The sequence below is a fragment of the Rhodanobacter sp. T12-5 genome (assembly GCF_008329435.1).
GTDB lineage: Bacteria > Pseudomonadota > Gammaproteobacteria > Xanthomonadales > Rhodanobacteraceae > Rhodanobacter.
Genome location: NZ_NPKN01000006.1, coordinates 259,186 through 283,561 on the forward strand (window position 1 = coordinate 259,186; position 24,376 = coordinate 283,561).

The 24,376-nt window shown below is 64.1% G+C and carries 22 protein-coding genes; 6 read left to right on the plus strand and 16 right to left on the minus strand.

Annotated elements, in window-relative coordinates:
• Positions 1–66: 66 nt before the first annotated feature.
• From CIW53_RS13555 to CIW53_RS13570, 3 genes are all read right to left on the minus strand, one after another.
• A complete protein-coding gene (locus CIW53_RS13555; RefSeq protein WP_149365241.1) occupies positions 67–444 on the minus strand; it encodes a TonB-dependent receptor in 378 nt (125 codons plus the stop codon).
• Between the two features lie 137 nt (positions 445–581).
• Positions 582–2,021, minus strand: coding sequence for a diguanylate cyclase (locus CIW53_RS13560; RefSeq protein ID WP_149365242.1), 1,440 nt, complete (start codon positions 2,019–2,021; stop codon positions 582–584).
• Positions 2,022–2,520: 499 nt separating this feature from the next.
• Positions 2,521–3,030: a DUF1993 domain-containing protein gene (locus CIW53_RS13570; protein ID WP_149365243.1), complete on the minus strand. Its 510-nt coding sequence runs from the start codon at positions 3,028–3,030 to the stop codon at positions 2,521–2,523.
• On the opposite strand from CIW53_RS13570, the gene CIW53_RS17685 reads away from it, so the two are divergent.
• Positions 3,029–3,235: a hypothetical protein gene (locus tag CIW53_RS17685; RefSeq protein WP_172969672.1), complete on the plus strand. Its 207-nt coding sequence runs from the start codon at positions 3,029–3,031 to the stop codon at positions 3,233–3,235. The two genes, CIW53_RS13570 and CIW53_RS17685, sit on opposite strands and share 2 nt — an antisense overlap.
• A 249-nt stretch (positions 3,236–3,484) precedes the next feature.
• On the opposite strand, the gene CIW53_RS13580 is transcribed toward CIW53_RS17685, so the two are convergent.
• From CIW53_RS13580 to CIW53_RS13595, 4 genes are all read right to left on the minus strand, one after another.
• Positions 3,485–6,691, minus strand: coding sequence for an EAL domain-containing protein (locus CIW53_RS13580; RefSeq protein ID WP_149365244.1), 3,207 nt, complete (start codon positions 6,689–6,691; stop codon positions 3,485–3,487).
• Positions 6,688–7,080: a response regulator gene (locus CIW53_RS13585; protein ID WP_149365245.1), complete on the minus strand. Its 393-nt coding sequence runs from the start codon at positions 7,078–7,080 to the stop codon at positions 6,688–6,690. Before CIW53_RS13585 ends, CIW53_RS13580 begins: the two co-directional genes overlap by 4 nt.
• A complete protein-coding gene (locus CIW53_RS13590; RefSeq protein WP_172969673.1) occupies positions 7,077–9,965 on the minus strand; it encodes a PAS domain S-box protein in 2,889 nt (962 codons plus the stop codon). Before CIW53_RS13590 ends, CIW53_RS13585 begins: the two co-directional genes overlap by 4 nt.
• A gap of 483 nt (positions 9,966–10,448) precedes the next feature.
• Entirely contained in the window at positions 10,449–11,324 is an 876-nt protein-coding gene (locus CIW53_RS13595) for a LysR family transcriptional regulator (protein ID WP_242451911.1), read from the minus strand.
• Between the two features lie 93 nt (positions 11,325–11,417).
• Here CIW53_RS13595 and CIW53_RS13600 point away from each other — a divergent pair, with 93 nt between their 5' ends.
• Positions 11,418–12,425, plus strand: coding sequence for a zinc-dependent alcohol dehydrogenase family protein (locus CIW53_RS13600; RefSeq protein WP_149365247.1), 1,008 nt, complete (start codon positions 11,418–11,420; stop codon positions 12,423–12,425).
• Positions 12,426–12,607: 182 nt separating this feature from the next.
• Here the strand turns inward: CIW53_RS13600 and CIW53_RS18090 are convergent, their stop codons facing one another.
• From CIW53_RS18090 to CIW53_RS13615, 3 genes are all read right to left on the minus strand, one after another.
• A complete protein-coding gene (locus tag CIW53_RS18090) occupies positions 12,608–12,742 on the minus strand; it encodes a hypothetical protein (protein WP_277949640.1) in 135 nt (44 codons plus the stop codon).
• 162 nt (positions 12,743–12,904) lie between these two features.
• Complete coding sequence (locus tag CIW53_RS13610) at positions 12,905–14,050, minus strand: PAS domain-containing sensor histidine kinase (protein ID WP_149365248.1); 1,146 nt, start codon at positions 14,048–14,050, stop codon at positions 12,905–12,907.
• Positions 14,037–14,939 (minus strand): alpha/beta hydrolase, encoded by a 903-nt coding sequence (locus tag CIW53_RS13615; protein ID WP_242451912.1) that lies wholly within the window; start codon positions 14,937–14,939, stop codon positions 14,037–14,039. The genes CIW53_RS13610 and CIW53_RS13615 overlap by 14 nt, the downstream gene beginning before the upstream one ends.
• A gap of 449 nt (positions 14,940–15,388) precedes the next feature.
• Here CIW53_RS13615 and CIW53_RS13620 point away from each other — a divergent pair, with 449 nt between their 5' ends.
• A complete protein-coding gene (locus CIW53_RS13620) occupies positions 15,389–16,429 on the plus strand; it encodes a cytochrome-c peroxidase (protein ID WP_149365249.1) in 1,041 nt (346 codons plus the stop codon).
• 96 nt (positions 16,430–16,525) lie between these two features.
• On the opposite strand, the gene CIW53_RS17690 is transcribed toward CIW53_RS13620, so the two are convergent.
• The gene (locus tag CIW53_RS17690; RefSeq protein ID WP_172969675.1) at positions 16,526–16,795 is read right to left on the minus strand and encodes a hypothetical protein; all 270 of its coding nucleotides are present in this window, start codon (positions 16,793–16,795) and stop codon (positions 16,526–16,528) included.
• A gap of 186 nt (positions 16,796–16,981) precedes the next feature.
• Here CIW53_RS17690 and CIW53_RS13630 point away from each other — a divergent pair, with 186 nt between their 5' ends.
• A complete protein-coding gene (locus CIW53_RS13630) occupies positions 16,982–17,203 on the plus strand; it encodes a hypothetical protein (protein ID WP_149365251.1) in 222 nt (73 codons plus the stop codon).
• Positions 17,204–17,402: 199 nt separating this feature from the next.
• On the opposite strand, the gene CIW53_RS13635 is transcribed toward CIW53_RS13630, so the two are convergent.
• Positions 17,403–18,140, minus strand: coding sequence for a hypothetical protein (locus CIW53_RS13635; protein ID WP_149365252.1), 738 nt, complete (start codon positions 18,138–18,140; stop codon positions 17,403–17,405).
• 692 nt (positions 18,141–18,832) lie between these two features.
• Between CIW53_RS13635 and CIW53_RS13640 the strand changes: the two genes are divergently transcribed.
• Positions 18,833–19,702 carry a hypothetical protein gene (locus CIW53_RS13640; protein ID WP_149365253.1) on the plus strand — a complete coding sequence of 290 codons (870 nt, stop codon included), beginning with the start codon at positions 18,833–18,835 and terminating at the stop codon, positions 19,700–19,702.
• Positions 19,703–20,257: 555 nt separating this feature from the next.
• Here CIW53_RS13640 and CIW53_RS13645 read toward each other — a convergent pair.
• From CIW53_RS13645 to CIW53_RS13660, 4 genes are all read right to left on the minus strand, one after another.
• Positions 20,258–20,599, minus strand: coding sequence for a YciI family protein (locus tag CIW53_RS13645; protein WP_149365254.1), 342 nt, complete (start codon positions 20,597–20,599; stop codon positions 20,258–20,260).
• Positions 20,600–20,814: 215 nt separating this feature from the next.
• Positions 20,815–21,099 carry a type II toxin-antitoxin system RelE/ParE family toxin gene (locus CIW53_RS13650; protein WP_149365255.1) on the minus strand — a complete coding sequence of 95 codons (285 nt, stop codon included), beginning with the start codon at positions 21,097–21,099 and terminating at the stop codon, positions 20,815–20,817.
• Positions 21,089–21,334, minus strand: a complete 246-nt coding sequence (locus CIW53_RS13655) for a type II toxin-antitoxin system prevent-host-death family antitoxin (RefSeq protein ID WP_149365256.1) — start codon at positions 21,332–21,334, stop codon at positions 21,089–21,091. Before CIW53_RS13655 ends, CIW53_RS13650 begins: the two co-directional genes overlap by 11 nt.
• Positions 21,335–21,771: 437 nt before the next feature.
• Complete coding sequence (locus CIW53_RS13660; RefSeq protein ID WP_149365257.1) at positions 21,772–23,001, minus strand: hypothetical protein; 1,230 nt, start codon at positions 22,999–23,001, stop codon at positions 21,772–21,774.
• Positions 23,002–23,348: 347 nt separating this feature from the next.
• On the opposite strand from CIW53_RS13660, the gene CIW53_RS13665 reads away from it, so the two are divergent.
• Positions 23,349–24,281, plus strand: coding sequence for an MBL fold metallo-hydrolase (locus CIW53_RS13665; RefSeq protein ID WP_149365258.1), 933 nt, complete (start codon positions 23,349–23,351; stop codon positions 24,279–24,281).
• Positions 24,282–24,376: the final 95 nt, after the last annotated feature.

Genomic DNA, 24,376 nt, shown 5'->3' on the forward strand with positions numbered 1-24,376 from the left:
CCAGGGGCAATTGACTACTTCCTTGGCCGCTTCGAATTTGTCCCTGACACCTTTTCCTTTTTTCGCTCAGCCGGGCGATCGCATGACCAGCCAGGCCATCAACACCACGGCGATCAGCACGCCCACGGACGCCAGGCCGAGCAGCGGCCCGATCGTCGGATCGGGAACCAGGCCGGCGTAAAGCAGTACCAGGCCCACGCTCATCAACAGCGTCGACAGCTGGTGCAGGTAGAACTGGAAGACGGCGAGCCGGGTGCGTGCGCCGGCGATCCACAGCTTGTGGACCAGCCCATAGATGAAGGACACCACGAAGCCCACCAGCAGGATATGCGCGTGCGCAACAAACAATGCGTGGTTGTGCGAAGCCGCCATGTAGATGCCGAGCCCCATGCCCGCGATGGCATAGGCAAAACCGCAGAGCAGAAACCTCCGATCGAGCGTCATGTCGTTTCCCCCATTAGCCAGTGACCGGCATCGACACCGAACGATGCACTGCCGGCTGCACATCGCCGCCGGGTGATTGTGCTACAGATGTTCGAGGCGCGGCACGGGCATCCGGCCTCGCAACCGAAGACTCACCATCAGGAATTGTCGCTGACACCATTTTCCGCGCCGGTGGTGGCATCGCGCCAGACCACACGGTTGCGACCCTGCGTCTTCGCGAGGTACAGGCGTTCGTCCGCCACCGTCTCGGTGGAGGCCATGTCACCGACCAGCAGCGCACAGCCGATGCTCACGGTGACCCCGATCGGGGCCGCGTCGGCATCCAGGCGCACCTCCATGGCCGCCACACCCGAGCGAACACGCTCGGCGATGGCGACGGCTTCCTCCAGGCCGGTATCAGGCAACAGGATCTTGAACTCCTCACCGCCGGTGCGGGTAACCAGGTCGCTGGGTCGCACGATCGCCTGCATCACGCCGACGAAAGCCTTCAGGACCGCGTCCCCGGCCGGGTGCCCGTGTGCGTCGTTGACCTGCTTGAAATGGTCCACGTCCAGCGCCAGCAGGGCCAGCGGGAACCCCTTTCGCTGCGCACGCGCCACTTCGGCCACCACCCGGTCGCCATACTGCCGGCGGTTTGCGGCGCCGGTCAGCGCATCGGTCGCGGCCAGTGCCAGCAACCGCTGGTTCGCATCCTCCAACTTCACCAGCGCCTGGTCGGCACGCAATTTTTCCAGCCGCAACTGCTCCATTACCTCTTCCTGGCTGTAGGCCGCCGAGAACGAGCGAGTGGTGTGGTAGGCCTGAATGATGCCGTAACTCAGCACGAAGAAACCGGCGGCAAAGATCGCATGCGCCAGCCACCACTGGTGGCTCCATTCCGACGCCAGCAGGAACGACAGCGACGACTGCGCGAACAGCGATAGCGAAAAAATGTACGCCATCATCAGAGGCGAGCGGGCTGGCCGGATCTGGAAGGCGATGATCGCCAGTGCGCTGGTCACCAGCGCCAGCGTCTCCACGCCCTTCCGGACCAGATTCATCCAGCCCGGCAAGAATAGCGCGCCCACGCCGGCGAGCACCGCGGCCGCCGCGAAGACGCCGAGGCCGGTCCACCAGAACCACCCAAGGCGTCGATCCCCGGGCTCCTCGGCAGGCACGCCGAAGCGCCGCATCGCCACCAGGCAGCAGGCGGCCATCGCCAGCCGCGACACTGGCCCGTAGATGGCGAACAGATACGGGTGGTGCTCACTCAGGCCGGTGAACAGACCATGCAGTGCGTACAACAGGGTGAACCCCAGCAGCCCCAGCACCAGCCAGCGCAGGAAGACCTCGCCGGAGGAGCGGTAACAGACCCAGGTGACGTAGGTGATGAAGCCGCTCAGCAGCGTCGACACCGCGATGGCCAGTTCGTGGATACCATGGTTCCGGAAGGTCATCGACGGATCCTGGAACAGCTGCAGGTAGGCGATTGCAACGAACGGCACCAGCGCCAGGCCGAGGCGCAACAGCGCCTGGAACGTCCGGGTGACCCGGAATGCGTGGACTTGCGGTATCGCGGTCTTCTCAGCGTCTGACATGCAGTACCTGTGCATTGCGCCCGTGCCCATTCGGCACCGATGACGGCGAGTGAGTCTCCATGGCGTACGTACGCTTCATGATCATACAGCGCGACGCGCGTGGTGGAACCCAGAGAGAGCAAGCCGGACGCACTGGCTCCGCGATCTGCGCCAGGGGCAGCACTCAAGCCTCGTCCGAGCCAGGACGTGCCCTTGCATCCGTCGCCCTGTCCACCGACTGCCACCGCCCCATGTCGCTCCTTGAGCGCCCCGACCTACCCGGTCAGGAGGAAGCGAAGAAGCATGCGCTGTCGCACATATACCCGGCTGGCTTCGGCAGCGTGATCAACACCTCATCGGCAGCCAAACCCGGTGCTGTTCCTGACCTCCGACGAAAGCACCTTCGGCACCGGCGCGCAGTACCGCATCGATGGCGGGATGGGAGCGATGTACCTCGCGCTTGTTGCACAAGCCGGCCGACGCCAGCTCGCCTCTGGTTGCAAGTATCCCGACAGGTGCGTCAGTACGCGCCCATGTAGTCCTTCTTGCCGATCTCCACGCCGTTGTGACGCAGCAGGTCGTACGCGGTGGTGACATGGAAGAAGAACTGCGGCAACCCGTAGGCCAGCAGGTAGGCCTGCCCGCCGATGCGGCGTTCCTTGGGTGTGCCGGGGCGCAACACGAGTTCGCGTGCCTCGCTGCCTTCGAAGCGCGCCGCGTCCAGGCCGTCGATGAAGGCCAGCGTCGCATTGATCCGCTGCTGCAGGTCGGCGAACGTCTGGTCGCCACCCTCGAAGGCAGGAACCTCCGCGCCAGCAAGCCGCGCCGACACGCTGGTGGCGAAGTCGCAGGCGATCTGCACCTGGCGCGCCAGCGGGAACATGTCGGGGAACAACCGCGCCTGCAGCAGCGCGGCAGGCTCGATCTTGCGTTCGGCGGCAAAAGAGTCCGCCTTGGCCAGGACGCCACCCAGCGCGGCGAGCATCTGCTGGAACAAGGGAACGGACGCGGCGTGCATCGAGAGGGACATGGGCGGTTCCGCGGTTGTGGGAAACGACATGGTATCCGGCGAAACCGGCCCGCGCGATCGAGCGGCGCTACGGGTCAAGCGGCGCTGCCCCCGGTTTGGTCGAAGCGGCGAGTTCCGCCATCTTCAACACACGCAATTTCTCGGCCTTCCTGAGGGCGTCGCGTGCTTCCTTGATGACCTCGTGGGCCAGATTCTGGTGGTGTGATGGCCTTTTGCGTCGATCGCGGCACCGAGACGTTGCCGGGCCAGCTTGATCGCTTTATCGACGCGATAGATCGGGCTGTGCCCATCCGCAGTGAGCGGTGGATCGTAGCGTTTCGTCATGGCGTCCTTCCCTGATCGGAACGGCACGATAGCCAGATTCAATGGGCTCTGCACGATAGCAGTCGTTGCCACGAGTGGTCAGGAGCGCAAAGGAAGTGCGGGGAAAAATGTGCCTGGATTGGCCCGCAGCTCAGGTCGGCACCGGCATGAACCTGTCTTCCAGGACGTCACGCGGCACCGGCCCGCTGTACAGGAAGCCCTGTACCCCGTCGCATTCGAGGATGCCAAGCAGCCTGGCCTGCTCCTGCGTTTCGATGCCCTCGGCGACCACCCTGAGATTGAGCGAGTGCGCAAGCTTGATGATGTTGGAAACGACGGAAACGCCATTGGGTCCCAGGGTCATGTCGTGTATGAACGATCGGTCGATCTTGAGCACGTCAAGCGGCAATCGGGTCAGGTAGGCCAGGGAGGAAAAACCGGTGCCGAAGTCGTCCAGGGTGATATGCACGCCCAGGGCGCGGATACCCTGGAAGGTCTTGACCCCGTGGTCGATGTCCTCCATCAGCATGCTTTCGGTGATTTCCAGTTCAAGCCCGTCGGCGGCGCGCGGGTCGACGGAGACCAGTCGGGCGATCTCGTCGACGAAGTCGCGGTTGCGCAGTTGCAATGCCGATACGTTGACCGCGATGCGCCAGGCAGCGCGGCCGGCGTCGCACCAGTCCAGGTAATCCTGGATTACCTGGCGCAGCGCCCAGCGGCCGACCTCCTGGATCATGCCGGTCTGTTCCAGCACGGGGATGAACTGGTCTGGCGGCACCAGCCCGGAGTGCGGGCTGTTCCAGCGCATCAAGGCCTCGGCGCCGATGATTTCGCCGGTGGCAAGGTCCAGTTTCGGCTGGTAGTGCAGCACGAACTCGTTGTTGTCCAGGGCGCGCCGCAGCTGGTTTTCCAGGGCCAGGTTCACCGCGGTCCGTTCGGTCATCGCCTTGTTGAAGAACAGGTAACGCTCGCCCCGCGTCTTGGCAGCCTTGAGCGCCGCTTCGGCGTGCTTGAAGAGAATGTCGGTGGCCTCGCCATCGTTCGGATAGACCGCGATCCCGGCCTTGGCCGAGATGCGGAAGACGTGGCCATCGAGCTTGAACTCGTGCTGCAGGAACCGCTCCATGGTCTTTTCGAACAGGACGGCGATGTTCCCGCTCGGCGAGACCTTGGGCAGCACGAAGGCGAAATGGTCGGTGCCGATGCGGGCCAACAGGCTGGCGTCCCGCGTGTTGTCGATCATCCACTGCGCGACCTGGCGCAGGAGCATGTCGCCGGCATCGCGGCCGAGCGTTTCGTTGATGCTGTTGAATCGCTCCAGGTCGAAGACGAAAAGGGCGAGCCTGTCACCGTCGTCCTGGTTGTTGCGCATCATCTGCGCGATACGCTCCAGGAACAGCGTCCGGTTGGCCAGCCCGGTCAGCGGATCGTAGTAGGACAGGTAGTCGAGCCGGTCCTGCCTGTCGATATGGACGATGGCAAATGCCACCTCGCGGGCCAGGTCCGAGAGCAACAGGCCCATTTCCTCGCTCTGGAAGAAATTGCTGTCATGCGCGTACAGGACGATGACGCCGATGGCCTGGTCGTCCACGACGAGCGGCAGCGCGGCGAGCGAGCCGACCCCGTAAACCGCGTAAAGCTCGTCGAGCAGCACCCTGGGATAGCCCTGCATCTGATGCACGATCTGCGGAGCCTTGTCGCGCATGACCCGGGCGACCAGCGTGTTGGCGGCGTTTTCCTCGGACGACAGCAGGTCCTGCACCGCGGCCAGGATGACCGGGCTCTTCCCGGCGGACGCGACCGGCATGATCCGGCCCGAGCCGGGTTCGGCGATACAGACCATCGACATGCGGAACCGGCCTTTGTGCACGGCGATCCTGCAGGCCTCGTTGAACAGCTCGTCGCGGTCTCGGACCTTGGTGTTCAGCGCGCTGATCTGGCTCAGCACGGTATACACGCGGTTGAGCCGTTCGATCCGCAGCGCGCTGTCTTGCAGGGCGATTTCGGCCAGCTTGCGTTGACTGATGTCCTGGCTGGTGCCTCGCGCCCTGACCGGCTTGCCGTGCTGGTCGAACACGACATGCCAGCGTTCCTCGATGTACTTGACCCGCCCGTCCGGGAAATCCAGCCGATGTTCGACGCAAAAGGGGTCGGCCTTGTCGAATGATCGCTTGAACGCTTCATCGACCAGGTCGCGCTGGTCGGGCGGGATCAGTGCCAGGAACGCTTCGTGCGTGGGCCTGAAGGTCGCCGGGTCGGTCTCGAAGATGCGATGGTTCTCCGCCGACCAGGTCACTGCTGCGGTATCAAGCATGGTCTCCCAGCTTCCCAGCTTCGCCACGGCTTGTGCGTCGAGCAGGCGCGACCGTTCCGATTCGAGCTCGACGGTAAGGCGCTGCAGCTCCTGTCCGCGTTGCTGCTGCTCGTCGGCGGCGCGCTTGCGCTCGGTGATGTCACGCTGCAGGGCAACGAAGTGGGTCACGGCTCCGTCGGCGTCGCGGATCGGGGCAATCTGCCATTCCTGGTCGTATGCGCTGCCGTCCTTGCGGTAATTGACCGCTTCGCCATCGAACACCTCGCCGCGCCCGAGCTGCTCGCGCAGGCGATCAATCACCTGCCTGTCCGTGCCCGGGCCCTGCAGGATGCGCGGGGTTTTCCCGATGACTTCCTCGGTGCCATAGCCGGTCAGCCGGGTGAACGCGGGGTTCGCAAACACGATCCGCGGCCCCGGCAGGTCCAGCTGCGCGTCGGTGATGAGGATCGCCTCCTTGGATTGCATCACCGCCGAGTTGAGCAGCCGCAGCTTTTCCTCGGTATGGATCCGTGCCTCGATGTCCAGTTGCAGTGCGCGGTTGGTTTCTTCCAGCTGCAGCGATTTCTGCTCCAGCTTGCGGATGAGCGTCTCGCTGTAGACCTTCATCAGATCGCCATCGGCCTCCGGTGCCGATGGCGACCTGCGCTCCGGGTGCGTATCGATTTCGGCCTCCACCTCAAGGACACGGGCCAGGAACGCCTCCGGCTCCGCCGGCTTGAGGATGAAGGCGTCCGCGCCCAGGCTCATCGCCAGGCGCTCGTCCTCGGCCTCGGTGTAGGTCGCGGTGTAGACGATGAACGGGATTTTTGCCAGGCGCGCATCCATCTTCCAGTGGCGCAGGAGGGTGTAGCCGTCCATCACCGGCATCAGCAGGTCGGAGATGACGATGTCCTGCCGCGAGGCCCGCGCCTTGACGAGGGCCTCGGAGCCATGGCGGGCCGTCGTCACCGCATAGCCGTGGCCCTTGAACAGCGCCTCCAGGTAGTAGAGGTTCTCCTCCTTGTCGTCGACCAGCAGGACATGTTTCAGCAGTGCAGGCTTCATGTGGCTCCCCGGTCCGTCGCAGGACCTGGATCGAACCGGCCTATCTCGGCCACGAATGTGTCCGGGTTGATGGGTTTTTCGATGTAACCGTTGCAGCCTGCCCCCAGCGATTTCTCGCGGTCGCCGACCATCGCGTAGGAGGTCACGGCGACGATCGGCGTCTGCTGCAGTGCCGGTATCGCCCGCAGCGCGCGGGCAACGGCATAGCCATCCATCGCCGGTAGCTGGATGTCGAGCAGGATCAGGTCGGGGAGCAGCTCGAGCGCCTTCCGGATGCCTTCCGGGCCATCCACGGCCGTGATCACCCGATAGCCGCTGCGTTCGAGCAGGAAAGTCACGAGGTAGCGATTTTGTGCGTTGTCTTCGATCAGCAGAACCGTGCGATTCATGTCCGGCCCGTCCTGTTCAGAGGAAGCGTGACAGTGAACGTACTGCCTTCTCCCCATATGCTGCTGGCATCGATGTCGCCGCCGAGCAGGAAGCTCAATCGCCGGCAGATCGCCAGTCCCAGCCCGGTCCCTTCGTGCTGGCGGGTCAGTCCCGAGTCTATCTGATGAAATGGCTGGAACAGCTTCTGCAGGTCATCGGCATGGATGCCGATGCCGGTATCGCTGATTTGCATGCAAACCTGAGCCATGCGCGCTGCGCCATCGGCTGCTGCCGTCGCTGGCAGCAGCCGGGCGCGCAGGGCGACTCCTCCACGCTCGGTGAACTTGATCGCATTGTTGAGCAGGTTGAGCAGGACCTGCTCGACCCGCCTGCGGTCGCTGGTCATCTCGCGCAATGCCGGGTCGATGTCGAGCGCCACGCTGAGCTGCTTCTTCCCGGCCATCGGTCGTACCGATGCCACCACCTGCTCGAGGGACTCGTGCAGGTCGAAGGTTTCGTTGCGCACCTCCATCTGGCCGGCCTCGATCTTGGAGATGTCCAGCACGTCGCTGATCAGGTCGAGCAGGTGGCGCGCACTGCCGCGGACCATGCCCAGCTGCTTGGTCTGTTCCTCGTTCAGCGGCCCGGCCAGCTCCTGCAGGAGGATGCCGGTGAAGCCGATGATCGAGTTGAGGGGTGTTCGCAATTCGTGCGACATCGTGGCCAGGAACGCGGATTTGACCCGGTCGGCGGCCTCGGCTGCGACCAGCGCCGATTGCAGGTCGCGGGTGCGCTCGGCGATCCGCACTTCGAGCTCGTCGTGCGATTCGAGCAACGCGCGCTCGGCCTGCTTGCGGTCGGTGATGTCGTTGAGCGTCATGAAGGCCAGGTACTTGCCCTCGCCGTACTCCACCCGGCGACCGTTGAAGCTGATCAGGCGGTCCCAGGGAATGTCACGGCGCCGGACCCGGAGTTCGAGGCCCTCGACCGGGTCACCACGTCGGGTGCGCGCCAGCGGCCACTGTGCCGGGTCAAGTCGTACCCCATCCAGGGTGGACGTTTCGAAGATGTCGCCGAACTCACGCTGGCGGCGTCGGGCTTCGTGAAGGTCGGTGAAGCCCAGCAGGCGCAGCGATTCGGGGTTCCAATGCAGCAGGCTGTCGTCGGGGGCAGCGATCACCAGACCTTCGCCCAGGTGTTCGACCACCAGTTCCAGCCGCTCCTCGGCCTCGCGCCAGGCAGCTTCGGCGCGCTTGCGTTCGGTGATGTCGATGCCCATGCCCACCAGGCAGGCCTTGCCCTCGAGCACGACGCGGCGACCGGTGAAGAGGTAGTGGGTCGATGCCCCGGACTTGCTCAGGAATGGCGCTTCGACCGACGACTCGCCATGCGCGAAGACCTCGGCGATGCGCTCCTGCAGCAGCGCACGGTCTTCCGGAGCGAAGAACTCCAGCGGTCGCATCCCCGTGATTTCCTCGGCGCTGTAGCCGGAAGCACGTTCGAAGTTCTTGTTCCAGCGCAGGAACGTCCCGGCTTCGTCGTAGAAATAGACAATGCCGGGCATGCTGTCGATCATGCTGTCGGAGAAGAGTTTCTCGCTCCGGGCCCTGGCGTCCGCGGCCTGTTTCTGCTCTTCACGCGCCAGAGTGTCCAGCGTGAACGACAGGTCGCCGGCGGTCTCCTCCAGCAGCGCGATTTCCCTGTCCTGGAAAAACTCCGGTTCGTCGGAATAGACACTGAGGACGGCGCAGACCTCATCCCCCATCCGCACCGGAAAGGACGCCGACGACCGGAAACCACGACGTTCAATGTCCGCCCGCCAGAGCCGCACCAGTGGATCGTCGAGCATGCGGTTGCTGATGTAGGGACGATTGCTGCGGAACGCCGTGCCCGAAGGGCCGCGTCCCTCCGGCCGGTCGTCACTGTAGACCTCGACGCTTTGCACGTAGGCCGATTCATCCCCGAACACTGCTGCCGGCACCAGGCGATGGGTGGCCGGATCCTCCCAGCCCACCCATGCCATGTGCAGCTTGCCGTGACGGACCAGTACTTCGCAGGTCTTGTCGAGCAATTCCTGCCGGTTGCGCGACCACACGATGGCCTGGTTGACCTGGCTCAGCGCGTCGTAGAGACGCGTCATCCGGTGCAGTTCGGTCGTGTCGCGTGCCATGGCCAGGTAGCTGCGCTGGTCATCGAGTTCGATGCAGCCGACCCGAACCTCGGCCGGGAAGGCGCTGCCGTCCCGGCGCCGCAGCCGCACCTGCTGGGTCAGCAGTTGGCCGGGTTGCATCTCTTGCCATGCCTGTCTGGCGCGCGGCAGGTCGAATCCCTGCATGACCTGAGACAGGTCCAGGCGCAGCAGTTGTTCGCGGGTGTGGCCCAGGGCAACGCAGGCCTGGCGGTTGACGTCGGTCAAGCGCCCCGCGGCGTCGTGCACGAACATCGCATCGGCCGCCTGGTCGACGTAGGCCCGGAACCGCGCCTCCCCGGCGCCCGGATTGGTGCTTGTTCCGCTACCGCGCGCCGCCGCAAGGAGTGCACTGGCGATCGCACCGCTCAGCCCGAGCCAGACAAGGGCCCACAGTCCGGGCGTCGTTCCGATGGCAGGTCGGTGCAGGGGCGGCAGCAGGCAATACGCGGCCAACAGGCACGCCAGGAGGGTTGCGAGCATGCCGGTGCGCCATCCGCCGGCATGGGTGCCCAGCAGGATGGACACCACGAAGGCCATCAGCATGGGCGAGGGGTCCTCACCGGCGCGCAAGGCCAGCTGCAGCCACAATGCCGTCAGGGTGAGGACCACCGTGTACGGATAGGCCCACCATGATGCCCATCCCCGGGGCTGCAAGGCCTTGGCCGTCAGCATGCGGCGACCTCGCTGGATGGCGGAGACCGGCGGCAGGCGCATGGGCGCAGCCCGGGTCGTCCATGCCGACGACGTGGAGGCGGCCGGAGCCCCATGCGGCTTGCCCGGATCACACTGATGGTTTCGGTCAAGCCTGTTGGGACCACGTTCCCAGTTCCCCCTGCTGGATCCCGTCATCGCAAGCCGCCGGCCGTAATGACTGCAATGCCCCTTTTCGGAAGGGCAAGCCACAGGCACGGACCGTGACATTCAACTCAATCATGCACGCATGCGTTCGATTGGCAAGCGGTCGTGCACCATGTGCTTGAGGCATGCATCATGCCGGTCTGCTGCGGTCGGGCCTCGACCCGGCCCGCTTCCCCGCCAGGATGGCTGCGGGGAACCGCTCACGGCTGCGCAGGGATGGGCCGTCGAATTACTTCCGTGTTCGGCATGGGTTTCGCGCCGCAACGTGGAGCACGGCCGGAAAAAGTCGACTCCGACTCACTGAATCCCACGATGGCCCATGCCGCGAAGAGGCAAAGCTCACTCGGCAAAGCGTTCGGCCAGCAACTCCAGCAGGCTGCGCAGCCGGTTCAGCCGCTTCAGGTCCTTGTGATAGCCCAGCCAGGTGTCGCGTGATGGCGGCGGATCGCCGAGGTCGACCCGCCTGAGCTCGGGAAAGGCGTCGCCGAGTACCGTGGGCAGCACGGCCACGCCGATGTTTTCGGCGCACATGCGCGCCTGCGCTTCGCGGTTGTTGCTGGTGAACGCGACGCTGGCCTGCGGCAGGTGCTTCTTCAGCCAGGTCACGTCGGGCATGCCGCCGTAGGCGGCGTTCATGGTGACCAGGCGGGTGCCGCGGCCGTCCTTGCGCGGACGCGGCAGGCCGCGGCGGGCATACAGCGCATATGGCATGCGCAGCAGGCGGCGCGAGATCACGTCCGGTTCGTCGAACGCCTTGATGCGGAACGCCAGGTCGGCCTCGCGGCGCGCCAGGCTGTAGAGGCGCGCGTCGGTGAGCAGTTCCACGGCGACCGAAGGATGCCGACGGGCGAACTCGGCCAGCACCGGCGTGAGTACGTAGCTGCCGAACCAGTCCGAGGCGGCCAGCCGCAGCTGGCCGCTGAGCGTGCTCTCGCGGCCTGCGAGCCGGCGCTCGAAGGCGAGCGCTTCTTCCTCCATCCGTTCGGCGCTGGCCATCACGGCCGCGCCTTCGTCGGTGAGCACGAAGCCATCGGCCGTGCGCTGGAACAAGGCCTGGCCAAGTGCGGCTTCCAGCGCGCGCAAACGCCGGCCCATCGTCGGCTGGGTCTGCCCGACCACGCGCGCGGCCGCGCCAAGCGAACCCTCGCGCGCGATGGCGAGAAAGATGCGTACGTCGCTCCACTCCACGGCCCTGCTCCCGTAATTCCGGTTCATGCATTTTTGCATGGAAAGAAAACGAAAACGTCGATTTCCATGCACCGCTCCCGGGTCTACCGTGGACGCACCTTCCCTGCTGGACACCTCGTCATGAACACCCTTCCCCTCACCATGAAAGCCGCCGTGCTGGAACAGGTCGGCGCGCCGCTTCGCCTCAGCGAACTCGCGCTGCCGGTGCCCGGCCCGGGCCAGGTGCTGGTGCGCGTGGCCGCGGCCGGCCTCAATCCGCTGGACACCAAGATCCGCGCCGGCAGCGCCGGCCACGCGCGCCACCCGCTGCCGGCGGTGCTGGGCATCGACCTGGCCGGCACCGTGGTGGCGCTGGGGCCCGACGTGGACGGTTTGCACATTGGCGACGACGTGTACGGCATGACCGGCGGCGTCGGCGGCGTGCAGGGTTCACTGGCCGAATACGCAGCGGTGGACGCCGCCCTGCTGGCACTGAAGCCGAAGGCTCTGTCGATGCGCGAGGCCGCCGCGCTCCCGCTGGGCTTCATCACCGCGTACGAAGGGCTGGTCGATCGGGCGCAGGTGCACGCCGGGCAGCGCGTGCTGGTGCACGGCGGTGCCGGCGGCGTCGGCCATCTGGCCGTGCAGCTTGCCCGCGCGAATGGCGCCCAGGTGTTCGCCACCGGCAGCGCCAGGCAGAAGGCGATGATCGAAGGCTACGGCGCCACCGCGATCGACTACGGCGCCACGCCCGTGGCGGACTACGTGCAGGCGCACACCGGCGGCGAAGGCTTCGACGTCATCTACGACACCGTCGGCGGCGCCACGCTGGATGCTTCGTTCGAAGCGGTGAGGCCGTACCACGGCCACGTGGTCAGTGCGCTGGGCTGGGGCACCCACGCGCTGGCACCGCTGTCGTTCCGCGCCGCGACCTACTCCGGCGTGTTCACCCTGCGTCCGCTGCTGACCGGGCAAGGCCGGGCGCATCATGGCGAGATCCTGCGCGAGGCAACCCGGCTGGCCGACCTCGGCCTGCTGCGCACCCACCTCGACCCGCACCGTTTTGCGCTGGCCGAGGCGGAGCAGGCTTACCAAGTGATCGAGAACGCCACAGCCACCGGCAAGGTCGTGGTGGACGTGGCCGGCTGAAGGCACAAGGCCGGGAGCGTCGTCGAGCGTGGCGACTCGAACAATGATCGTATCGAGCCGTCGCGTTGGACGATCAGCCGGCTGCCGCAGTGGCCGCAGAAATAGCGCCGCTTGCCCGGCGACGACTCGTACGACGACTCGTACGACTTGATCACGTCGGTGCCGCGCAGCCAGCGGAAGTGCTAGTGCTTCACGCAGGCGGCGGTATGGAACGCCGAAGCGGGCCTTGCGGGATAGCGACACGAGCAATGTTCGATCGGCGAGTCGAGCTGGGCGATCTCGTACCCGACCAGGCCACACAGGCAGCTGCCGCGCATGACCTGGATTCCTTGAGAGGGCGTGGGGCGCGAGGATCCCCTTGTCGATAATAACGACAAGGGGACGGAAGCTTCGAAGCTTCCACCGAGAACGTCAGCCCGACCAAACGCGGCCATCGGGAATTGAATACCTTGGCATTCTTAATTGGCGGTCTTGCGCCGCTAGCCAGCAACTTCGCCTGCGGCAAAAAAGCCCCGAAAGGTCGTGCCTTCGCTGCGGGTGGAGTGAACCTCCATGCGACCGCCATGGGCGTTGACGATCTGGCTGACGATGAACAAGCCAAGACCGATACCTTCGGAAGCCTGCTCGCCGCGAGTCATGGGTTCGAAAATCTTGCCGAGGAGATGCTCGGGGATCGGCGAGCCGTGATTGTGTACGCGGATTTCGAAGCCATTCGCTTTTCCGATCGACGACACCGTGATCGGGAGCATCGGATCGCCATACGCGTTGGCGTTGCCAACCAGGTTCCCGATGAACTGCGTGACCCGGTCGGCGTCCGCGAGCTGATGTGCCGGACCTTCTTCGATGTGCACGAGCTGGCGGTCCGGCATGGCAAGCCGCAGCTCCGCCAGCGCTCCCCGCGTGCAGGCATGCACATCCAGCGGCACAGGGTGAACTCGAATGCCGCCACCGACGCGGGCTTGCTTGAAGTCCAGCAGGTCGTTGGCCAACCTTGAGGCGCGATTGGCCGCCGCTCTCATCTGGGCAAGCAGCCGCTGTTGCCGGGGCGTGACGGCATCCATCTGCACCGAGTCGACGCCCAGCAAAACCGCCGCCAACGGATTGCGCAGATCGTGGCTGACGATGGCAACCATTTGCTCGGCAAAAAGCGCGCGGTCTTCGGCGACCTCCCGCGCCCGCGTGAGTTGATCGCGCAGGTCTTCGGCACGATCCCGGGCCAGAACGAGTTCGTGCTCGTACTTGGCGCGGTCCTCTGCGATGAAAACGGCGATCTGACGAACCTTGCCGTGCCCGCTCGAACGATCCACGATATTGACCAGGATGGGCAACGTCTGGCCGTCATGTTGCTTGATGTCGAATTTGACTTCGGCCACCGATCCCTGCATTTCCAGCAGAGGGCCGATGTGCGTCTGGTAAAAGATCTTGCCGCCAACGCTGAGAAGCTCCTGGAAACGTTGGCGCCCGACGAGCTCGCCGAGTTCGTAGCCAAACCACCTCAGGAACGTGGCGTTCGCTCCCAGAAAAAGACCATGGCCATCCGTCAGCACGAGGCCGCATGGAGCCTCGTCGTAGAAAGGGCTGCTCCCGATTTCCCCGAGCAGCCCAGGCAGTTCAGGCGCTGACACGGCGCGGGTCCAGCGACACGAGAAAGTCCTCCATGGCCAGGACGCTCGCCTCGGGCGCACTGAGATGCGGGCAGTGACCGATGTTGTCGATGACGCGCAGGGTCGAGCCGGGTATGGCCTTGTGCAGGAACTTGCCCACCGTCACCGGGGCGATCAGGTCGTCACTGCACTGAAGAATCAGGGTGGGGACAGTTACCTTGGCCACGTCGGCGCGATGGTCGGACAGAAACGTCACGCGCGCGAATTGCTTGGCCACCTCGGGATCGGCCTGGCAAAAGCTGTTGGTCAGTTCTTCGCCCAGCTCAGGCCGATCCGGTGCACCCATGATGGCCGGCGCCATCGTGCTGGACCAGCCGAGGTAGTTGCTGCTCAGTGTGTCGAGCAGGGACAGGATGTCTTCACGGGAAAAACCGCCTTCGTAGTCGCCGTCGTTGATGTAGCAAGGCGACGGCCCGATCATTATGTGCGCAGCAAAAAGCTCCGGCGCCCGGCTCTCCGCAAGCACGCCGATCATGGCGCTGACCGAGTGGCCGACGAAGATGACGGGGCCCTCGGTCGTTGCCTGGATGATCTCGATCAGGTCCTCCGCATAGCCATGAAGCGAGTCATATTTCTTGCGGTCATAGGCGGCGGGGTCGGACTTTCCCGATCCGGTCAGATCGAACAGAACCACCCGGAATCGGGCGGCAAACATCGGAGCGACGAGCCGCCACATATTCTGGTCGCAGCCAAAACCATGCGCAAAGACCAGCGTTGCGGCACCGTCTCCGAGCACCTGGACATTGTTGCGTTGCAGAGCGTGCATTGGAGCTACCTGAAGGACTGATCTGTACTTATAGCAGCCCTCATTGCGACCGAGCGTCAAAGCGACTTTCACCATGACTGCCATGGCCGTTCCATGAACGGGGCCGCATGATCACCCTGCCAGTCACCGCGGCCAGGCTCCCACTCCGTGCGCGGGAATTTGCGCATTGGGAACGAGGCAATTATCCGAATTTAATTACTTCCGTCCCCTTATTTCACAAGCCCTCGTTGCGGGCAGGACGGGCGATCGTCGCAGGCCGGATGCCGACCTTCGTTTCGGCATTGCTTTTGTTGATCTCGGTCAACAGCCACCCGTGCCGATGAACCGAATATCCGGGTGTTGCCAGCGCGACCCGGCATCGACAGGCACGGCCGACGGTTCCGGTTGAGCCAGGACGACGGGCGTGGCGACGATCCCGGGTACATCCACCCGGGTCGTCTGGCCCGCGCCGCGTTCCCGCATCACCAGGTTTTCCTGGATACGCCACAGACGTTGATGATTTCGATTGCCACCCAACTGCGGAGGGTCAGCGCATGTCGTCGATCAAGCTGGTTTCGCTGATGGTTCTCGCCTCCCTGGCAACAGGCCAGGCATGGTCGCAAACCGCATTGATGAAGCAGGCCCAGGGCCTGTTCAAACCGATACCCGCCAACGCACCGCCATTGCCGGGCAATGCGGCGACCCCGGCCAAGGTGGAGCTCGGCAAGATGCTTTACTTCGAGCCTCGGCTGTCCGAAAGCCACGCCATCAGCTGCAATTCATGCCACATGGTCGGCATGGGCGGGGTCGACCTGCAGGAGACTTCGCTGGGTCATCGCTGGCAGCATGGCGGTCGCAATGCGCCGACCGTCTACAACGCGGTATTCGACGTCGCCCAATTCTGGGATGGGCGTGCCAAGGACCTTGAACAGCAGGCCGGCGGTCCGCTGGTCAACCCGGTCGAGATGGACACCACCGAGGCACATGTAGTCGAACAGCTCAAGGGAATTCCGGGCTACGCCGCCGTGTTCGCCAAGGCCTATCCGGCCGTGTCCGATCCGATCACGTTCGACAACGTGCGCAAGGCCATCGCCTTGTTCGAGGCCACCCTGATCACACCGAACGCGCCGTTCGATCGCTACCTCAAAGGCAACGAGAAAGCGCTCGACGCGAACCAGAAGGAAGGCCTGGCGCTATTCATCAACAAGGGCTGCGCGGCATGCCACAACGGCATCAACGTGGGCGGGGGCATGTACGCCCCGTTCGGCGTGGTAGAACGGCCCGGTGCCGACATTCTCCCGCCGGGGGACAAGGGGCGCTTCGCGGTGACCAAGACGGCCAGCGACGAATACGTGTTCCGGGTGCCCTCACTGCGCAACATCGCGCTGACCGCGCCCTATTTCCATACGGGCAAGGTGTGGGATCTTCGCCAAGCCGTAGCGATCATGGGCAGCAGCCAGCTCGGCGCGAAGCTGAGCGACGAGGAGGTCGGCAAGATCGAGGTTTTCCTCGGGACCCTGACCGGCGATCAGCCGAAGGTCACGCTGCCGACCCTGCCACCCAGCGTGGCAACCACCCCTCGGCCCAAGCCGTAACCTGTACGAAGAGGATGCTCGCATGGTCGTGAAATCCAGAGGCGTCTGCCGGCAGTCGTGCCGGGCATGGGCAGGAACGAAGGCGGCGACATGAGTCTAGTTTGACCCCGGTTTAGCCGGACTCCCCCAAGCCTCCACCGCGCCCTGCGCGAGTTCCCTGATCTTGAGCACGCGCAACTGCTCAGACCTCTTGAGTCCCTCGCGCGCCTCCTTGATCACCTCGTGGGCAAGATTCTGGCTGGTGTGATGACGCTTTGCATCGATGGCGGCATCGAGCCGTTGCTGCGCTGCCTTGATCGCTTTATCGACGCGGTAGAGGGGTGCGTGAGGATTCGTGGTGAGCGGTGGCTCGTAGCTTTTCGTCATGGTGTCTATTCGTGATCAGACCGGCACGATAGCCGGGTTCGCCCCGCTCCGCACATGCGCGGATGTTGCCCAGTGGCGCGATACGCACGTCGGCGTCACGGTGCTGCAGAGCCGCATGGTTGACGGCGACCACTGCCGATCCGGCCTTGGCCACTTCACGACACATGACGGCAGCCGCTGCTATCCGTGAAAAAGCACGGCAGCCAGCAGCCGGACCCGCGCTGGGAGAGCTGCACCACGAGCGACTACCGGGACAACTTCGGCAGCTGCTATCACGGTGAACTGGGTGCGAGCAACGGCGCGATAGTGCACTTGGCGAAGGGCACGACCTGTCCGGGCGGGCGCAATCAGGTGCGCTGGTTCGCGCATCCCGAGGGTTCGCCGGACAGCTTGGGCTGGTGGCACTAAGTGCATCGCGAAAGAAAGCGCAAAAGGACAAGGGCCCCAGCACCATTGGGCGACGTGGCAGATGGGCGAAAATTGCCCCGACACTTCCAAGGGGCCAGCAAAAGGGACGGAGGAAGTCAGCTCGGCTTGACTTCCTCCGTCCCGGTGTCTGGGCGCCTCTTCCCAAGCGGGCTCGGGCGAAATGGCGATACCTTTTCCCCTACACCTCGTTCGCTGCAGCGGCTTCCTCGCGGTGCGAGAGCTGCCTGATATCGATCTTTTCGAATTCGCAAAGTTCGATCATTGCCAATTCCATCAGCGCGCGTGCGTGCCCGGTGGCGCGGGCGAGCATGGCATGCACCTTGGCGTCATCGGCATTGCGGTTCTTGCATTCGTGCGAATAGTTTTCGAATGCGTTCAAAGCCAGCACAAGGTCCGCAACCTGGTTGGGACATTCGCAGTCGACGTTGGGAATGATCTCCTGCAAATGCGCCAGCTGCACATCGTCGAAACGGCGCTGCGGGGCCGGCTCTGTCGGCAGCGCGCGCTCAGCGGCGGCGTGTGCCGGGGCCGGTGCCTTTTCCGGTTGTTCCAGCAGGCTGCGGACGATGAGGTGAATCAGATTCGCGCGCAGCGCGCGCACGCTGATGGGCGCCCGCAGCACATGCCGCCTGTCGCCCCGCAACGCCTCTACGAGATCCCACTTGGCGAATGCGTACACGATCATCGTCAAATCGGGCTTGACGGCCTCCTCCAGCACCTTCACCACAGCCTGCGGATCACTGCCAAGCAAAGGCAGGTCCAGCACCAGAACGCGAGGCCGCAGGTCGCGCAGTCCCTCTCGAAAGACGTCCAGATCCGATGCCTTGAGCACCACCTCGAGGTGCTTGCTCTCCTCGGGAGGGTCTTGTTCCATGTAGACGGGCAATGTTTGATGAAGAATCGCGAGCTTGACCACAAAAGTTCCTTGAATGAGAGGCACGAATCGGGGCGCCCGTGCCTGTGACGTATCGGCGCATCGATGCGTTCGAGAGCGTGTGCTGAAAACCCTGCGCCGATCACGCTGCGCGGTTGCTGATCGAACGCTGGCTCTGGTCGTAACGATGCGCGGTGTTTTGCGTCTACGCAGATCAGAGGCATCCGGATGCAGCGCGACAGCGCCGAATGGCGTTCGACGCGCTTGTAGGTGAGCAAGCGCGCCACGCGCGCATCGCAGATGACTGCGACGCCTGCCACTTCTGCGAAGGATGGCTATTTCATGATGGCGGCGATGACGACCCTCGATACCGAGCCTCTCCCGCATGGGTGCAGGATCGAGTTGCGTCACGCCTGTCACCCGCGCTTGCGCCGTCGTGCCGGATGGCGATCTGGCCGCAAGCGGATGCGCGCGGAACAGCCGGTGCGTTCATTTGCGATCGCATCGAAACGGGACAGAACCCCAGTGGGTGGGTTGGCCTGGAGAAGTGCACGCTGGCCCTGAGTTTCGGACCCTGGATCTTGTTTCTGCCGCACGAGGGGACAGGGCTTGATCAGCCACGTTTCGCCTTTTGATTCGCTACCCCCGTTGTTTCGGCCGAGAGTAAACTGGCGGCACAGGTTCAGGGCATCCATGTCGGGTCGAGGCGGCTTGCAACCCCGTGCCACACAGCCATGTTCAGAAAGAAATCCTGTCTGCGGTCCATTCTCGGCAGCGCTGCCTTGCTGGCCGGGGCAGCCGGACTGATCAGCCTTCCCGCGCACGCAGACGACGACAGCTGGCACGTGGCGGTCCGCGCCGAACAAGCGACGCCCGGCGGCTGGGTCCGCGTGCGTGAAAACACCATCCAGGGCACGCAGCTGTCCATCCACGACGGGCTTGGCGTCAGCCATATGCAGACCATCAAGCTGGACGCCTGGAAGCCGTTTTCCGACTCCAGCGAGCTGCACTTCGGGTTTTCCACCAGCCGGCTGAGCGGCCGCACGCTGATCGACACGCCGGCGTATTACAACGGCACCACCATCGCTCCCGGGCGCCTGGACACCATCACCCATTTTCAGGATTTCGCCGCGTTCGACGCGTCGTACTGGCACCGGCTGGCCGACTTCGGCAATGGCGGCCGCTTGTGGGGCAGCGTGGGCGCAACCTACGTAATGCTCAACTTCCGGCTCGACGGCAGCATCGCCGCCAACAGCACAGGTCACGAGTTGAAGGAGGACTTCTACGTGCAGGAGCTTCCCGTGCCCACGCTGGGCCTGCACTTGCGCTATCCGTTGACCGGCGCGCTGAAGCTCACGGCAGACGTCACGCTGGGACGGCTGCCCTGGGTCAACAGCCTGCGCACCGAAGGGGGCGAAGTGCGGCTTGCACAGACCAATGAGGAAGAGGAACTGGGCCTGGAATACAAGTTCGCACCGCACTGGCAGGCAGTCGCCTACGTCGTCCACCGCTATCTCGGGCAGGACGAACGCAGCCGGGAAGACGGCAACGTCATCCATCTCAGCTCCAACGGCATTGGCCTCGGCGTTGGCTACCAGTTCTGAGCCTTCGGAAGGGGCAAGCGGCCATGCGATAAAGGCGCCCGCCTAGCCCTCGCCCTTGCATCCAGTTCGCCGCCAATAACGTTTCCACCCGGACCCGCTGATCCGACGCGCCTACGAACGCAAACGCGCGCGCAAGCGGCACCCGTGTGGCACGCAAGACCGCACGCGGACCGAGCCGTGAAGAGGTGGCCCTTGAGCCCGTGATTCTGTGCCACGCACGACGTGCACCTGGACGGGATCCGCGATGACCGATGAGTGTTTGGCAAGCAGCAAGGGCCACTGCCGTGGCCCAGACCAGAACGGTGGCTGGCGCTTTGTTTTGACGACTCCTGTTGCCGCCCCGAAATTGTCCCTGAACCGAATGACACTTACTTGAGGCCGTTCACCCTGAGCGTAGGCCGAAGTCGAAGGGCACGCCGGCGACAGGCTGTCCGCGATTGGCGGCGCTTCGACTTCGCCCGCTGCGCGGGCTACGCTCAGCGTGAACGGAAGGGGAGCGGCGGCCTGAGTAAGTGCCATTCGTCCCTGAACCTTTTTCGTCAGGATATCGAGCGATCAGGACTGCGGGTCGAACCCGAAGGCGCGCAGTTCCTGGTCGCAGCGACAGGCCTTGGCGATGCGCGCCGCCCACGCGATGGCCTCTTCGCGCGAAGGCAGTTCCAGCACGGTGAAGCCGCCGTCGAGCGTGGGCGCCCAGGGATAGCCGCCCGTTGCAACCGCGCCGTCAGCAGAGACGAGTATGGGCGGTACGTCTTCGTCGATTCCGCCGCCGAAGACGTAAACACCGGCAGCTTTCGCCTCATCAATCACAGCGTGTGCGTCGCGACCCACCGCTTCCCATTCGCCATCGGGCACAACCATCGCCGCGCTTGGAAAAGAGATCAGGTACTTGGCCATGGTGCTCCTTCCGGGAATTGATGGCGGTCGTGAAGGTTATATGCGGCCCAATGCGTGCACCAGGTCGAGCCACGAAGCGCTTCGGCTTGAATCGCCACGGGTTTTGAAGGCTGCAACTCTTGAGAAGATGGAGCCATGAACATCTTCTCACCTGAGGTCTGCGAGCGAGCCGTACGCATGGTGCAAGCGCATCGGGGGTCAAACCCCGCTTCCTTCTAGAGCCGTTTCTTCGCCGCCAGGTAGATCAAGCGCTTTTCACGCTTGCCTACCGCAATCACGGTGACCACGAGCACCTTGTCGTGCACCTGGTAGACCAGGCGAAAACCTGAGGCGCGCAGCTTGATCTTGTAGCAATCCGGCAATCCATGCAGACGGGACGCCGGAACGTGCGGATGCACCAGTCGCTCGGAAAGCTTGTTCTTCAGCTGCTGGCGAATATCGGGGGAAAGCTTGCGCCATTCCTTCAGCGCGGATTCGACGAACTCCAGGCTATAGGTCATCGAGCTTTACCTTGACCCGTTTCTCGCCGCTGCGTGCACGCACCAGTTCGGCCAGCTCCAGATCGTCCAGCCGATCCAGCAGACGCTTGTACGTTTCTGCAGGCACCAGGTACGCGCTGGGTTTGTTATGCACCAGCACGGCGACCGACTCGCCATCGGCAGCCTCGATCACGGCACTGGGGTTGCGCTTGAGTTCAGTGATGCTGACACTCGCGCTGGCGTGGATGGTTTCCATATATGGCTCCTTATTTGGCACCAAATATGGCACACACCCCGGGACGCTTCAACCGGCGCAAACCCGGGCCTTGAATACGCGATCGACTTCGCTGCAACGACCTCATGCCGCCGCATGCACCTTCCGCCCCGTCTCCGACGCTGCCACGGTCACTTTCAGCAGTGCCCATTCGCCGGCACCTTGTACGCAGGACCGCACGCGGACCGAGCGACCAAGAGGTGGCCCTTGAGCCCGTGATTCTGTGCCACGCACGACGTGCACCTGGACGGGATCCGCGATGACCGATGAGTGTTTGGCAAGCAGCGCCGCATGAAACATACGGCTGATGGTCGGCGGCAAGACGGGACATCATGATCTCCGACGCAGATCGGAGACGGTTTTTTTGGCGTGCCTATTGACCCGAATGGCGAAATGGTGGACCCGTCTTGTTTTCGTCTTCAGGGACGGCTGAAAACGGCACCATGCGGCACGGCGCTCCCTTGCCAGCCATCGGGCCAGGTGCGCGTGAAATCGATCGTTTCCGGTTCGAGCGTCAGGGCGCCGGTATGGCGATCGATCCTGGCGAAGCGGACTTTGGTGGCAAGCGCGCCATAGCCCGTGATCGCCAGGCGATCGCCACCCGGCTCCATCGCGATCCAGTGCGGATATTCATCCGGTGGCAGCAGGATGCGGCTGACTTCGTGCGGATGCTTCGGATCGCGCACGTCCAGGCTGGCGACGACGTGCCCGCTCTGCATGGTTTCCACCAGGAAATTGCCGGCCACGATCGGCACTTCGCAGGTGCGGTAGCCGAAGTCGTAGACATGCTGCAGGCTCGGCTTGTCGCTTGCCAGGTTCTTGAGCAGGAACAAGCCGCAGTTGAACGTCGGAACAAGAACCGTGTGGCCGTCGGCAAGCACGCGCGGCTCCGACGAATCGGCCGCCGTGTCGTAAATCCAGTCGGATTCCGGCGGCAGTCGCAGGGTCTGGAGCAGTTTCAGGTCGGCGAGCCGCCAGATCTGAACCACATGGCTCACCTGCGCCGCCATCATGTCGGCACTGCTGGTGACCACCCGATCTGCCTGCTCGACCACCGCCAGGCTGTAGGGGCGGATGTCCGGATATCCGGCCGCCTCGGCCGAGGCGGTCCGCACGACCCGACCCTGCGGATCGAACTCCACCAGCCCTCCCGCCGCATGGTTGAACCCACCCGCATACTGAAAGGTCGCCAGCGTGTTGCCATTGGCAAGATGGGCAAACGAGTGCGGATAACCGAGTGCGCCGACGCTGCCGAATGTCCGCGCCAGTCGCGGATGCAATGGCTTGCGAAGGTCGAAAACGTAGGTGCTGTTGCCGAGCCAGTCGTTGGCATACAGCATGTCGTCGGGCGGTTCCGCATAGTTCGTATGGTGAGCCATCGCCGCCGGGCCAGCGGGCACCATCGCGACGAGCTTCCCGAACGACGGGCCCGGCCGCACATCGAAGACCGCAAGGAAATCCCTGCCCAACCCCATTGCCGTGCGCCGCGCGGCCAGATCGGTGGGCTTCAAGGCCATCGTGTCCGCCTGCGGATGACGGGCTTCCATCGCCCACACGAACAAATAATCGCTGGAACCCGGCGCAGCTTTCGCGGCCCATGGCAGCGCCACAAACAGAAGCAGCAAGTAGCGCAACATTGCCCTCTTCATGGACCGTCTCCCCGCGCAATTTCTGGCGAGGTTACATCAAGGAACAGGCAGCAAGCATGGTGGCAGGGACCATTCGAGCAACCGAGGGAGGCGGATCAAGAATTGTTCCAGACACCTCTTCCACCGCACCATTTTTGCTTCTCGCGGGAAGCCGTTGTCGATTGTTGCCGCCAGTGCAACATGCTGAGGACCTTCACGGTACTACCGGCGTGAGCTCCCCTGACTAGACTTGATCACACGATCAGTCGAAAGCGCGAGCACGACGAAGCGCGCGACATTCGCGGTCGTGTTCGTGCATCGCGCCCTTCCCCGCGGCCTTCCCCACGCAATCCACAGGACTCCTGAAAATGAGCGCTACAGCCCGCAACGTGCAAGCGGTTACCGCCAACATTGGCAAAGACGATTCCGGCGAACTGGTGTCTTCCCGCTACGCCGTGCGCATCGGCGACGTCGACGTCGTGCTGATCAGCGATGGCATTTTGCCGCTGCCGACCTCCACCATGTCCACCAACGTAAGCGAAGCCGAGCGCAACCAATGGTTCGACCATCGTTTCCTGCAACGTGACATGTTCGACTGGGCGCTGAACATCGCGCTGGTACGCAGCGGCGACCGCCTGATCCTGATCGACTCGGGCGTGGGCGACGGTTTCGAGTACTTCTCGCGTGCCGGTCGCTCGGTGCTGCGGCTGGAAACGGCCGGCATCGATCTGGCGGCGATCACCGACATCGTGGTCACGCACATGCACATGGATCACGTTGGCGGGCTGAACGTGGATGGCATCAAGGCCAAGCTGCGCCCGGACGTGCGTATCCACGTGGCCGCGGCGGAAGTGGAGTTCTGGAAGCACCCGGATTTCAGCAGGACGGTGATGCCCGAAGCGGTGCCGCCCGCGCTGCGCAAGGCCGCTGCCAGGTTCGTGGAACTCTACAGCGACAACATCGTGCCGTTCGATCGGACCGTGGAAGTCGCCGCAGGCGTCACCGCGCGCGTGACGGGCGGCCACACGCCGGGACACTGCGTCGTGGACGTTGCTTCACAAGGCGAAAAGCTGACGTTCGTCGGCGACATGATTTTCGAAGTGGGCTTCGATCACCCCACATGGCAAAACGGCTTCGAGCACGAGCCTGAAGTGGCGGCGACCGCGCGCATCGCGCTGCTCAACGAAGCCGCCGAAACCGGCTCGCTGCTGGCCGCAGCGCACATCGCGTTCCCGTCCATCGGTCACGTTGCAAAGAACGGTGAGAGCTTCCGTTTCGTGCCGGTGCAGTGGGATTACTGACGGATTTTCGGCCGGCAACCCTCGTTCTGTAGGTTGCACTGACGATTGAAACGGGCCGCCGCGAGTTCGCCAGACTCGCGGCGGTTTGTTCCTTG

What these genes read in the sequence shown, in the direction of transcription:
- CIW53_RS13555 (WP_149365241.1), bottom strand. Translation starts at nt 444, where the DNA reads ATGACGCTCGATCGGAGGTTTCTGCTCTGCGGTTTTGCCTATGCCATC.
- CIW53_RS13560 (WP_149365242.1), bottom strand. Translation starts at nt 2,021, where the DNA reads ATGTCAGACGCTGAGAAGACCGCGATACCGCAAGTCCACGCATTCCGG.
- CIW53_RS17685 (WP_172969672.1), top strand. Translation starts at nt 3,029, where the DNA reads ATGGGCGGTTCCGCGGTTGTGGGAAACGACATGGTATCCGGCGAAACC.
- CIW53_RS13570 (WP_149365243.1), bottom strand. Translation starts at nt 3,030, where the DNA reads ATGTCCCTCTCGATGCACGCCGCGTCCGTTCCCTTGTTCCAGCAGATG.
- CIW53_RS13580 (WP_149365244.1), bottom strand. Translation starts at nt 6,691, where the DNA reads ATGAAGCCTGCACTGCTGAAACATGTCCTGCTGGTCGACGACAAGGAG.
- CIW53_RS13585 (WP_149365245.1), bottom strand. Translation starts at nt 7,080, where the DNA reads ATGAATCGCACGGTTCTGCTGATCGAAGACAACGCACAAAATCGCTAC.
- CIW53_RS13590 (WP_172969673.1), bottom strand. Translation starts at nt 9,965, where the DNA reads ATGCGCCTGCCGCCGGTCTCCGCCATCCAGCGAGGTCGCCGCATGCTG.
- CIW53_RS13595 (WP_242451911.1), bottom strand. Translation starts at nt 11,324, where the DNA reads ATGAACCGGAATTACGGGAGCAGGGCCGTGGAGTGGAGCGACGTACGC.
- CIW53_RS13600 (WP_149365247.1), top strand. Translation starts at nt 11,418, where the DNA reads ATGAACACCCTTCCCCTCACCATGAAAGCCGCCGTGCTGGAACAGGTC.
- CIW53_RS18090 (WP_277949640.1), bottom strand. Translation starts at nt 12,742, where the DNA reads ATGCGCGGCAGCTGCCTGTGTGGCCTGGTCGGGTACGAGATCGCCCAG.
- CIW53_RS13615 (WP_242451912.1), bottom strand. Translation starts at nt 14,939, where the DNA reads ATGGCAGTCATGGTGAAAGTCGCTTTGACGCTCGGTCGCAATGAGGGC.
- CIW53_RS13620 (WP_149365249.1), top strand. Translation starts at nt 15,389, where the DNA reads ATGTCGTCGATCAAGCTGGTTTCGCTGATGGTTCTCGCCTCCCTGGCA.
- CIW53_RS17690 (WP_172969675.1), bottom strand. Translation starts at nt 16,795, where the DNA reads ATGACGAAAAGCTACGAGCCACCGCTCACCACGAATCCTCACGCACCC.
- CIW53_RS13640 (WP_149365253.1), top strand. Translation starts at nt 18,833, where the DNA reads ATGTTCAGAAAGAAATCCTGTCTGCGGTCCATTCTCGGCAGCGCTGCC.
- CIW53_RS13645 (WP_149365254.1), bottom strand. Translation starts at nt 20,599, where the DNA reads ATGGCCAAGTACCTGATCTCTTTTCCAAGCGCGGCGATGGTTGTGCCC.
- CIW53_RS13650 (WP_149365255.1), bottom strand. Translation starts at nt 21,099, where the DNA reads ATGACCTATAGCCTGGAGTTCGTCGAATCCGCGCTGAAGGAATGGCGC.
- CIW53_RS13655 (WP_149365256.1), bottom strand. Translation starts at nt 21,334, where the DNA reads ATGGAAACCATCCACGCCAGCGCGAGTGTCAGCATCACTGAACTCAAG.
- CIW53_RS13660 (WP_149365257.1), bottom strand. Translation starts at nt 23,001, where the DNA reads ATGAAGAGGGCAATGTTGCGCTACTTGCTGCTTCTGTTTGTGGCGCTG.
- CIW53_RS13665 (WP_149365258.1), top strand. Translation starts at nt 23,349, where the DNA reads ATGAGCGCTACAGCCCGCAACGTGCAAGCGGTTACCGCCAACATTGGC.